General features: G+C 75.1%; 11 protein-coding genes. 1 reads left to right on the top strand and 10 read right to left on the bottom strand.

Annotated elements, in window-relative coordinates; all coding sequences use genetic code 11:
* The 3 genes from Q5530_RS36305 to Q5530_RS36315 are packed head-to-tail and all read right to left on the bottom strand — an operon-like array spanning position 1 to position 2,823.
* Entirely contained in the window at positions 1–1,095 is a 1,095-nt protein-coding gene (locus Q5530_RS36305) for a Gfo/Idh/MocA family protein (protein WP_415367427.1), read from the bottom strand.
* A 55-nt stretch (positions 1,096–1,150) separates the two neighbouring features.
* The gene (locus Q5530_RS36310; RefSeq protein WP_415367429.1) at positions 1,151–1,891 is read right to left on the bottom strand and encodes a cupin domain-containing protein; all 741 of its coding nucleotides are present in this window, start codon (positions 1,889–1,891) and stop codon (positions 1,151–1,153) included.
* Entirely contained in the window at positions 1,888–2,823 is a 936-nt protein-coding gene (locus Q5530_RS36315; RefSeq protein ID WP_415367430.1) for a PmoA family protein, read from the bottom strand. The genes Q5530_RS36310 and Q5530_RS36315 overlap by 4 nt, the downstream gene beginning before the upstream one ends.
* Positions 2,824–3,072: 249 nt before the next feature.
* Between Q5530_RS36315 and Q5530_RS36320 the strand changes: the two genes are divergently transcribed.
* The gene (locus Q5530_RS36320; RefSeq protein WP_415367432.1) at positions 3,073–3,603 is read left to right on the top strand and encodes a GNAT family N-acetyltransferase; all 531 of its coding nucleotides are present in this window, start codon (positions 3,073–3,075) and stop codon (positions 3,601–3,603) included.
* A gap of 21 nt (positions 3,604–3,624) precedes the next feature.
* On the opposite strand, the gene Q5530_RS36325 is transcribed toward Q5530_RS36320, so the two are convergent.
* The 7 genes from Q5530_RS36325 to Q5530_RS36355 all read right to left on the bottom strand — a co-directional run.
* Complete coding sequence (locus Q5530_RS36325) at positions 3,625–4,497, bottom strand: SAM-dependent methyltransferase (RefSeq protein ID WP_415367433.1); 873 nt, start codon at positions 4,495–4,497, stop codon at positions 3,625–3,627.
* 140 nt (positions 4,498–4,637) lie between these two features.
* The gene (locus Q5530_RS36330; protein WP_415367435.1) at positions 4,638–6,518 is read right to left on the bottom strand and encodes a hypothetical protein; all 1,881 of its coding nucleotides are present in this window, start codon (positions 6,516–6,518) and stop codon (positions 4,638–4,640) included.
* Between the two features lie 264 nt (positions 6,519–6,782).
* On the bottom strand, positions 6,783–7,193 hold the full coding sequence (locus Q5530_RS36335; RefSeq protein WP_415367436.1) for an STAS domain-containing protein: 411 nt from the start codon (positions 7,191–7,193) through the stop codon (positions 6,783–6,785).
* A 376-nt stretch (positions 7,194–7,569) separates the two neighbouring features.
* Positions 7,570–8,895: a PP2C family protein-serine/threonine phosphatase gene (locus Q5530_RS36340; RefSeq protein ID WP_415367437.1), complete on the bottom strand. Its 1,326-nt coding sequence runs from the start codon at positions 8,893–8,895 to the stop codon at positions 7,570–7,572.
* A gap of 190 nt (positions 8,896–9,085) precedes the next feature.
* Positions 9,086–9,796, bottom strand: a complete 711-nt coding sequence (locus Q5530_RS36345; RefSeq protein ID WP_415367438.1) for a cation transporter — start codon at positions 9,794–9,796, stop codon at positions 9,086–9,088.
* The gene (gene cmtR, locus Q5530_RS36350; protein WP_415367439.1) at positions 9,793–10,152 is read right to left on the bottom strand and encodes a Cd(II)/Pb(II)-sensing metalloregulatory transcriptional regulator CmtR; all 360 of its coding nucleotides are present in this window, start codon (positions 10,150–10,152) and stop codon (positions 9,793–9,795) included. The genes Q5530_RS36345 and cmtR overlap by 4 nt, the downstream gene beginning before the upstream one ends.
* A gap of 42 nt (positions 10,153–10,194) precedes the next feature.
* The coding region (locus Q5530_RS36355) for a hypothetical protein (RefSeq protein WP_415367440.1) at positions 10,195–10,744 on the bottom strand (550 nt) is incomplete at its 5' end.

Consider the following 10,744-nt stretch of genomic DNA (forward strand, 5'->3'; position numbering starts at 1 on the left):
TCACCCCTCGTCGCGGGGCGTGGCCGGCCAGGGCGCGCCGCTGCCCACCATGCGGTCGTAAAACGGGTGGCCCTCGGTGATCTCGCCCTGCGCCACCGTCCGGCCGGTGAACGCCGAGGCGTAGGTGGCGGCCACGAACTCCATCGTCAGGCGGGCGTCGGCGGAGGTGACCGGGGGCGTCGCGCCGGTGTCCAGCGCGTCCAGCACGGCGGCGAGCTGGGCGGTGTGCCCGCTCGGGGTGTCGACCGGCCCGCCGGCCCACAGCGGGGCGAGGTCGTCGACACCGGGGGCGGCGGTCACCGTCCAGTTCGCGTCGGAGTAGCCGTAGAGGTGCTCCAGGTCCACCGTGGCCCGCTCGAAGTCGAAGCGCAGCAGGCTGGTCTGCCGGGGTGACACCAGGGAGTTGACCACGGTGGCCAGCGCGCCCGACCCGAACCGCACGAGCGCCGCGGACACGTCCTCGGTGTCGGTGGGCCTGGCCTGGCGGGCGGCGATCGCGGTGACCTCGGTCCACCGGCCCAGGACCGACAGCATCAGGTCGAACTGGTGGATGCCGTGCCCCATCGTCGGCCCGCCGCCCTCCAGCTCCCACCTGCCCCGCCACGGCACCGCGAAGTAGTCGTCGTCGCGGAACCACAGCGTGGTCGCCGACGCCAGCAGCGGCCGGCCCAGCGCGCCCTCGGCGACCAGCCGCCGCAGCCGGACCGCCCCGGAGCCGAACCGGTGCTGGAACACCGTCACCACCGGCAGTCCCGCCTCGGCCTCGGCGGCGCGCAACCGGTCGAACTCCGCCAGCGACAGCACCGGCGGCTTCTCCACCACCGGCACCGCGCCGGCCGCCAGGCACTCCAGCGCCAGCGCCAGGTGCGACCCCGGCGGCGTGCACAGGTGCACCAGGTCGGGCCGGGCGCCGGCGAGCAGTTCGGCCAGGTCCGGGTAGACGGGCACGTCCCACTTCGCGCCGAAGGACGCCGCCCGCCCGGGGTCGACGTCGACGGCGCCGACGAGCCGGGCCCGGTCGGCCAGGTCGACGACCGCCTGGGCATGGGCGTGGGCGATCGCGCCCGTGCCGACGACGGCGCTGGTTCGGGTCACGGAAGGCGCTCCTCACGGGGTTGTCGTCACGGGGCGGTGGGCCCGCGACGGGGGTTCAGGCGAAGTCGGTGAGCGGCAGGGCGGCGCGCACGTCGTGGGGGCGCAGGCGACCGCACATGCCGAACACCGGTTCCGGCGGGGGTTCGGGGGCCCGCAGGACGGTGGCGCGGTCGAGGTGCGGCGCCGCTCCCCCGGCCAGGTCGCCCAGCGCGGCCAGGGCGGCGTCGACCTGGCCGAGCGGACCCTCCCGCACGATCTCCTCCCAGTCCCCGGCCCGGTCGCGGACCAGCGCCGCGGCGGCGGCGTAGAACTCGCGCAGCGGCCCCTGGTCACCGGCCCGGACCGCGTCCCGGATGGGGAGGAAGCCCTCCACCGCCAGGTCGCGGCGCCGGCGGGCGGCCGCGGCGCGCTCGGCCTCCGGCACCCCGGTCGGCAGGGTCGCCGCGGCCCGGTAGCGGTCCGCGTCGGCGACGACCCCGGGCGGGAAGGTCAGCACCGCGTCCCCGGCCTCGGGCAGCCCGGCGTTGCCCATCAGGACCACCACGCGCAGGTCGCGGTGGTTGACGGCCCGGTGGAGGGTGCCGGGGGTGAACCAGACGACCGAACCGGGGCGCAGCGGGACCTCGCGGCAGCCCTCCGTGGTCACGGTGTGCAGCTCGCCCTCCCCGCCCACCACCACGTAGCACTCGGTCGAGACGAGGTGCAGGTGCGGGCTGCCGCCCACCACGCCGTCGGGGGCGGGGTCGTCGTAGACGTCCAGGAACGACAGCGAGGCGCCGCCCGGGAAGGTGCTCACGCCGCCCCGCCCGGACCGTGCGGGTCCTGCCCCAGCAGCTCCCGCACCGCGTCGGCCAGGTCGCCGGCGTCGTCGGCGTCGCCGTCGGCCACCCCCGCGCCGTACCGGAACCGCACCGCGTCGCCGTCCGCGAGGACCAGCTCCTCGCTGAAGAACGGCGCCGGGTTGAGGCAGGCGAACTCCGCGGAGCGGACGAACCAGCGCGGCGGGTGGTCCGGGTTGTCGACGTGGTCGACCAGGAGGACCAGGGAGTCCGCGCCGTCGCCGTCGTGCCGGCCGGTGAAGGCCATCCACTCGGCGCGCCGGCCGCGCAGGTCCTCGGCGCGGCCCACGCCCTCGGCCGCCACGACGCCCCCGCCCGTGAACGAGCGCGGGCCGCGCCAGAACAGGCCCCCGTACCCGGCGTTCTCCCGGCCCTTCGTGGTCGGTGAGCCGAAGGCGAGGTCCCCGCCCGAGGTGTTGGTCATGGTGGTGTCGAAGGTCAGCGCCCACGCCCGCGCCGACAGCAGGGCGGCGCCGACGGTCCGGCGCTCGGTGAGCACGGTCCGCCCGGACCGGGCGACCCAGTCCAGGTCGTGGGTGAACCAGGCGGTCCCGCCCGAGGCGCCGACGTCGACCACCCGGCGGTGCCGCTGCGTGCCGTTGTTGTCCAGCTGCACGTAGGACCGCCCGCGGACGTAGGTCGGACCGCCCCAGAAGTTGTCCTCGCCGACGTTGGGCAGCGACCAGGCGATGCCCTTGTGCCACACGTGGTCGTGCGGGCGGAACAGGCTCACCAGCCGACCGGCCCGGGTGCGGACCGGGTGCAGGAACGGCTTGGGCGATTCCACCTGGCTCGTGTCGGGCGCGTAGTCGTAGCGCGCCAGCTCGACGTCCCCGGCGCGGACGGTCAGCGCGGAACCGATGTCGTGGCGCAGGGCGAGCGCGGTCACGGGCCGACCTCCCCGGTAGCGGGCGCGGTCACGCACCGACCTCTCCCGGCAGCGGGCGCGGTCACGGTGGCGGCGAGGGCGTCCACCCGGTCCCCTTCCGTTCGGAAAGCGCTTTCCCGGCAGTATTCAACCGGCCTCGCCCGCCGTCAAGGCGCGCCGCCTCCGCTCCGCACGATCTCCGCCCCACCACGCGCCGGGGGCCGTAGGATGACCTGTGGTTTCCCGCACCGCGGCAGGACGGGGGAACACGTGCTCACCGAAGTCGGCGCACCGGGTCTGCTCGCCCTCGTCCAGCCCCTCGAACGCATCTACCGCGCCTGCTTCGCCGAACCGCCGTGGAACGAGGACGAGGCCCGCTTCGCCGGGTTCGCCGACCGCCTCGCCCGGCACGTCGCCGAACCCGGCGTGCGCGGCTTCGTCGCCTGGCACCACGGGGAACCCACCGCCGTCGTGTACGGCTGGCCCGCCGCGCCCGAACTGCCGGACACGCCGTTCCACACCGGCGTCCACAACGCCCTCCACCCCGCCGAACGGCACCGCCTCCGCCCGCCCGCGATCGAGGTGGTGGAGCTGATGGTGGCCCCGGGGCACCGGGGGCGGGGCCTGGGCGGGCAACTGCTGGGGCGCCTCGTCGGCGGGTTCCCGCGCGCCTGGCTGTGCACCCACGCCGACGCCCCGGCCCGGCGGCTCTACCGGGCCAGGGGGTGGGTGGAGCGCGGCGCCTTCACCGATCCCCTCGGCGCGCCGCTGGTCGTGCTCACCCTGGACCTCGCCGGCTGACCGGGCGCGGGGCGCCGGTCCTCACGCCGCGGCGGGTTTGCGGAAGAGGAAGAGGTAGGACCCGAGGTGGTCGTGGAAGAAGGTGCGCATCAGCGGCACCAGGGCGTCGAACCCGGCCACCTGCTCGGGCCCGAAGCGCTCCACGACCTCGTCGTGCCGGTCGGCGTAGAGCAGGCCCATCAGGTCGCCGGTGAACGCGCTGTTCTGCGTCATGTCCTCGACCCCGGCCAGCTCGAACCCGGCGTCGGCCGCCCAGCCGATGGTCTCCGCGGGCGTGGTCGGGGGCATGCAGCGCCACACCTGCCGGTAGGCGGCCAACCCCTCCGGGGAGGGCGTCCCGCGCACGGTGAAGTCGCTCATCAGGAAGTGACCGCCGGGCCGCAGCACCCGGGCGGCCTCGCGGAACGCCCGCGGCCGGTCGGACAGGTGCGGGAACACCTCGATCGACAGGGCGGCGTCGAACGAGCCGTCCGGGAAGTCGAGGTCCATGGCGTTGCCGTAGCGGAACGAGACGCGGTCGGACACGCCCTCCGCCCTGGCCGCCGCCTCGGCGCGGGCCAGGTGCTCGCGGCTGACGTTGATGCCGGTGACGCGGCCCCCGGTGCGCTGGGCCACCCGCACCGCGGGCACCCCGGTGCCGCAGCCGATGTCCAGCAGGTGTTCGCCGGCCTTGAGCCCGAGGGTCTTGATGTGGTGCTCGGTCTGCCGCTCCTGGGCCAGGTTGGCCAGGTCGCCCAGGCCGGAGGCCGGTGCGCGCTCACCGGGCTCGGACCACATGCCGACGTGCAGGCCGATGTCACCGGTGATGAGCCCGTACAGGTCGGTGAACCGGTCGTAGTTGGCCCCGATCTCCTCGGGGGTGGGCGCGGTCGTGCCGTCGTCGGTCTCCGTCATCGATCGGGTCTCCCTCGACGCGGTGGGCCGTGAGTTGCACCACCGTACCGACTGTTCCAGTCCCCGTGCCCGGAACTCATCCCGATGCCCGAACGGCGCCGCCCGCGCGGGCGGCGCCCCCGGTCACCGGAACCCGCGACTCACTGGAACCCGCGACCGAGGACGGGCACCAGGGCCAGGGGCCGCACGTCGGTGGCGAACGTCGCCGCGCCGGCCGGCCGTCCGGCCCCTGGCCGCGGTCCGGGCCGTGGCTCGGGCCGGTCGAAGGCGCCCTCGGCGAAGAGGTCCTCGACGAACGCGTCCACCTTCTCCTCCGTGACCGACGGCATGGCGAACACGTGCGCGTAGTGGCGCAGCTCGCCGGACTTCACCAGCATCGGCTGGCAGGACAGGGACCACTTCTCCACCAGGTGGTCGTTGGGCCGGAGGAAGCGCACGGTCAGCGCCATCGGGCTGCGGTCGACGTGCAGGCCGCCCTCGGGGAGCCGGTCCTCCCGGTCGAGGCGGTCCTCCAGCTCGCGCAGCGAGCTCTCCAGGTACCGGGTCACCCTCAGCGCCCGCACGGCCAGGGCCGCGTGCTCGCGGATGGACCTGGACGCCAGGTGGTTCCACAGCACCAGGGGCGACAGGCCGTTGCGCGACCCGGCGAACGTGGTGTCGGGGGAACCGGTGTAGGCCGGCGTGGAGGGCGGCTCGACCCGGAACTTGTTCTTGGTCATGAACACCCCGCACGGCCAGGGCGCGCCGGGCCACTTGTGCCCGCTCATCACCAGGGAGCTGACCACGTCGACGCCGTGGACCTCCAGGCCGAAGTCGAACTCGGGGATCTTGCCCTTGATCTCCCGGCGCAGCTGGACGGCCAGCTCGCTGCCGCGCTCCTCGGCCGCCGCGATCCGCAGGAACGGCATGAACCCCGCGCCCAGCGCGCCGTCGACGTGCACCCAGAAGCCCCGGCGGCGGTCGACCCGGCCGGGCTCGAACTCGATCTCGCGCTCCAGCAGGCCGTGCTCCGCGAAGATCGGGACGAGCCGGGCGGCGACCTTCTCCACGTTGTCGTAGGCGCCCTTGAAGGTGGTGCCGAAGTTGAGCAGCAGCAGGATCGGGTGCCCGCGCTCGGCGAAGAACCGGACGAGACCCTCCAGCGCCTCCACGTCGATCTCGCCGCTGCCCTCCGCCCCGCCCCTGGACGGCACCTCCATCGGCCACTCGTCGGCGATGGGGCACTGCCCGGGGTACTCCCGCCTGCCGATCGCCGCGAAGGTGTCGATCGCCAGCGTCCGGACCGCCCTGATCACCGAGTAGTGGGTGTCCTCGGAGTAGAACGCCACGGGCCGGTAGGCGTTGTCCGGGGCCTCCGGGCGGGGGGCACCGCCGGCGGCCGGCGTCGGCGGCGCGGCCTGCACGTACATCATCTGCGCCACCGGCTGCCCGTCGTCGCCGCCGGGTTCGGTGATCAGCTTCTTGCCCGACAGGTAGTCGCGGGCGGAGGCGAGCGCGTAGAGGTTGCCCTCGGTGGAGCCCATGGTCAGCACGTAACCCCAGTAGCTGTCGGGGTTCTCGGCGTCGTAGGGCCACGCCGCCCGCCAGAGCGACGCGTAGTGGTCGAGGACCGCGCGCTCCACGATCTTGGTGTTGACCTTGTAGTTGCCCTGCTGGAACGGGTCGCCGACGTTGTTGAGGTGGAACTCCAGGAACCGGCCCAGGTCCTGCTGGCAGCGGGCCATGTCCTGGTTGCCCTGGAACCCCACCATGGTCCCGTGCTTGCCGACCAGGTAGGTCTCCAACCGGTTGAGGGCCCGCTTCCGCTGCTGGTCGGTCAGCCCCTCGGCGGGGATCTCGAACTCCCCGATCTCCAGCTCCGGGTCGCTCGGGTAGACCTCCCTCGGGTCCCGGGCCGGGCCGGCGATGACCGGCGCGTGCCCGTTCCCCAGGCCCGCCGAGGCCAGCAGCTCCGACCACGTCGTGTCGTCCGGCCCGTAGGGGAAATCGGGGTGCTGCCGCCCGGTGGGGTGCCCGCTCATGACGTCCTCCCTCGACCCGCCGGACCGCCCGCGCCGTCCGCCGCACTGTGCGTCGGAGCGTGCCACCGGCCGACCCCCGGCCCGGAGGCCGAACCGGCGGGTTCGCCGGGTCGTGGCGGATGTTCACCCCTTCGGGCGGGTTTCACGATCGGAGGACAGGCAGGAACGGTGCCCGGCCCGGTGCGCGGGGCCTCGGGTTCAGGCGGGTTCAGGCTCAGGCGGGTTCGGGTTCAGGCGGACCCGGGGTTCAGGCGGGTCCGGGGTTCAGGCGGGTCCGGGCACGTCCGGCGCCGGCTCGGTGGCGCCGGTCGCGGTCCGCGCGGCGGCGACGGCCCCGTCCAGGTCCGGGTGGGGGGCGAGCACCGCGTCCAGGTTGGTGGCCTGGAGCGGGCGCAGCACGGCCCGGTGACCGGCGACCAGGACAAGGCGCACACCGCCGCGATCGGCCCGGCGCGCGGCCTCGATGAGCAGCTCCAACCCGCTGGAGGCCAGGAACGTCACCCCGGACAGGTCCACCACCACCCCGCCGGAGGCGCCGTCCAGCCACGGCAGCAGCGCGTGGCGCACCACGTCGCAGGTACCCATGTCGATCTCACCGCCGACCCGCAGCACCGGCACGCCCCCGACCGCACCGGCGTCCACCGAGACCGCCGCAGACGCGCTGTCCTCGCTCATCCGCGCACCCCTTGTCCTCCCCGGCCGGCGGTGGGGGGTCGGCCCGGCGACCCGTCCGCACGGCGTCCGCCAAGGCCACGGTAACGGCAGTTCACCCCCGGCAGGGGGTCGGTCGCGCTGACGGTGCAACGGCCCGGGTCCGGGTGACGCAGGGTGATTATCGGGGGTGATCACCGCGGGGCACCCGGTCGGCGCACAAGGCATCGGCACCCTGCCGGTGGTGCCCCCGAGCGTGGCCCCGAACCACGCACCGCACCACCGGCAGGGCGCCGAGCACTCACCCCGTCGCGGGCCCTGCTCCCGCTCCCCAGTGGTACCCGGGCACGCCGCCGACTATGCGGGTACGGCGAAATTCCACGTGCTGCGGCGTTGTCGATCACTGGTTCCCGGCGGGCGGCGGGACGCGCAGGGCGAGCAGGGCGGTGTCGTCGTCGGGTCGGCCGTGGTCGTGGCGGGCGATGGCCTGGCCGACGTGGGTGACGACCTGCTCGGCGGTCATCCCCCCGCACTCGGCCAGCACCCGGGCCAGGGCGTCCTCCCCGAACTGGGGCCGCACCGCGTCGGGGTCGGTGGCCGGCGGGCGGGCTTCGGTGGCGCCGTCGGTGTAGAGCAGCAGGGTGTCGCCGGGGCTGAGGCGGAAGCGGACGTCGGTGAGCTTGACCTCGCGCAGGACGCCCAGCAGGGTGCCGGTGCGCCCCACGGGGTGGACGCGGCCGTCGGCGCGGCGGATCAGCGCGGGCGGGTGGCCCGCGGTGCACAGGCGGCCGGCGACGCCGCCGGCCGTGGCGCGGAAGGTGGCGTAGGCGGCGGTGAGGAACCGGTCGGACCCGCGCTGGTCGAGCATCGCGGTGTTCAGGTTGGCCAGGATCGTGGCCGGGGACAGGTGGCGGGTGGCCTCGGCGCGCAGCGTGTAGCGGGCCAGGGCGGTGACCTTGGCGGCCTCGGCGCCGTGCCCGCACACGTCGCCCATCACGGTGCACCACCACCGGCCGGTGGCCTGGAACAGGTCGTAGAAGTCCCCGACGACCCGGTCCCCGTGCGCGGGCAGGTAGGACGCGGCCACGTCCAGCCCCGGCACCGGGACCAGGGCCGGGGGCAGCAGGCTGTCCTGGAGGCTGCGCGCGAGGTCCCGCGAGGCGGTCAGCGCCTCCCGGGCGGTGGTCAGCGTCCGGCGCAGGTTCAGCTCGTTGGACACCGCGCGGGACAGCGTGGCCAGCGACTTGAGCTCACCGGGCCGCCACCGGTGCGGGACGTCGTCGATCACGTACATGCCGCCCAGCACCTCGCCACCCGGCCCCAGCACCGGGTAGCCGGCCCAGGCGCCGATCCCCGCCGCGCCCACCGAGGGGTGGTCGCGGGTGCGCAGGTCGGTGGCGGCGTCGTCGACGACGAACGGTTCGCCGCCCAGGCCGACCAGGACGCCGCAGAAGCCCTCCCCCACCGGGTCCTGGCGGGTCGCCGGGTCGATCCCGACTGCGGACTTCCAGAACGAACGCCGCTCGTCGACCAGCGCGATGACCGCCCGCGCGCACCCGGTGACCGTCGAGGCCAGCTGCGCCAGGTCGTCGAACGCCTCTTCCGGTCCGGTGTCGAGCAGGCCCGTGGCCCGCACCGCCGCCAGGCGCGCCGGGTCCGACAGCGCGGCGGGCAACCCGTCCTGCCTGAGCCCGCCGGGGAAGACCACACCAGCCACCGCAGCCACGACGAACCCTTTCGCGCCAGCCACCGGTCACCCGCACGGGGGACCGATGCCGAGCGCTGTACCGCCCGACGGGTACTCACGGTAGTCCGTCGTCGGCGCGCCGTCGGCTTGAGTCGGACCGGGGAGTCGGACCGGGGAGTCGGGTGGGGGCCGGGCGTGGTCCGGGACCGGGCCGGCCGTCCAGTCCCGGTCAGCAGCAGTGCTCCCCGCGCCAGGCTTCGCGCCCCTCCCTGACCGCCACGGCCGCGATGACCAGGGCCACGACCGGGTCGGCCCACGACCAGCCGAACAGCGAGTTGAGCAGCAGCCCGACCAGCAGCACGCCGGACAGGTAGGTGCACAGCAGGGTCTGCCTGGAGTCCGCCACCGCGCTGGCCGAGCCCAGTTCGCGCCCGGTGCGGCGTTGCGCGGCCGACAGGAACGGCATGACCAGCAGCGACACCGCCGCCAACGCGATGCCGACGGTGGAGTGGTCGGCGGTCCCCGCGCCCAGCAGGGTGCGGACGGACTCGACCGCGACGTAGCCGGCCAGCGCGAAGAACGACACGGCGATGACCTTCAACGCCGTCCGCTCCCGCGCTTGCGGGTCCGGGCCGGCGAACTGCCAGGCCACCGCCAGGGCGGAGGCCACCTCGATCACCGAGTCCAGGCCGAAGCCGATGAGCGCGGTGGACGAGGCGATCGTCCCGGCGGTGATCGCCACGACGGCCTCGACCACGTTGTAGGTGATCGTCGCGGCCACCAGCAGCCGCACCCGCCGGGTGAGCACGGCCCGCCGCCGCGGGTCGACCGCGCCGCGCGGTGCCGGTGCCGGGGACGCGCAGCAGCCGTCCGCGCACCCGTCCTCCCGCGCCGCCGGCCCGGTGCCCGTGGTCAGGCCCGGATCGAGGCCCTCGCTCATCCGGTCACCGCCACGGCGGTCGGCGCCGGGACGGCCCCGCCCCCGTCGAGGCACGGTTCGGCGGTGTCCACCGCCAGCACGACCTCGACCAGCTCGCCCAGGGCGCGGACCAGGTGCGCGTCCGCCAGGGCGTAGTGGACCTGGCGGCCCTGGTAGGTCGCCACGACCAGGCCGCAGCCGCGCAGGCAGGACAGGTGGTTGGACACGTTGGAGCGGGTCAGCCCGAGGTGGTCGGCGAGCTGGGCGGGGTAGCTGATCCCGTCCAGCAGGCCGACGAGGATGCGGCACCGGGTCGGGTCGGCCAGCGCCTTGCCCAAGCGGGCCAGGGCGTCCTCCCGCGTCTCACGTTTCAGCACGGGAGGAACCATACAGCTGTCGCTGCACTGTCGGAACGCCGTCTAACCGACCGGGTCGGCGCAGGCGCCGGACGGCGGTTCGCAGCCGACCCCGGACGACGGGGGCTGCGACGACGGGGGCACCTCGACGGTCGTGGTGGTCGTCGGGGGCCGGCTCGGGGAGGTCGGGCCGGTCGTCGACGAGGTCGTCACCGAGGGGCGGTCGCGCGGGGGTTCGCCGTCCGGCCGGGGTGGTGCGACCGTCGGGACCACCGGGTTGTCGACGACGGCGTCCACGGGGTCGCCGGTCACGGGCTCGTCCGACGGGGTGGTGGGGTCCGCCGAGACCTGGGAGGTGAGGGGACCGGTGGGGTGCCCGTCCGCGTCCGTGCTGGTCCCGGGCGCGTCCGGGGCGGAGGCCGCCAGCACGGCGAGCAGGAACGCGGCCAGCACGGCTACGGCGGCCGGTAAGAGGGCCCGATGACGCAGGTAGCGGAACACCGGGCGCGGGGCCGCCGGCGGGGTGTTCTGCGGTGGGCTGAGCTGCGGTCGGCTGAGCTGCGGTCGGCTGAGCTGCGGTCGGCTGAGCTGCGGTCGGCTGAGCTGCGGTCGG

This window comes from Saccharothrix sp. BKS2, assembly GCF_047689505.1.
GTDB classification, from domain to species: Bacteria; Actinomycetota; Actinomycetes; order Mycobacteriales; family Pseudonocardiaceae; genus Actinosynnema; species Actinosynnema lopnurensis.

What these genes read in the sequence shown, in the direction of transcription:
- Q5530_RS36335 (WP_415367436.1), bottom strand. Translation starts at nt 7,193, where the DNA reads ATGAGCGAGGACAGCGCGTCTGCGGCGGTCTCGGTGGACGCCGGTGCG.
- Q5530_RS36325 (WP_415367433.1), bottom strand. Translation starts at nt 4,497, where the DNA reads ATGACGGAGACCGACGACGGCACGACCGCGCCCACCCCCGAGGAGATC.
- Q5530_RS36330 (WP_415367435.1), bottom strand. Translation starts at nt 6,518, where the DNA reads ATGAGCGGGCACCCCACCGGGCGGCAGCACCCCGATTTCCCCTACGGG.
- Q5530_RS36345 (WP_415367438.1), bottom strand. Translation starts at nt 9,796, where the DNA reads ATGAGCGAGGGCCTCGATCCGGGCCTGACCACGGGCACCGGGCCGGCG.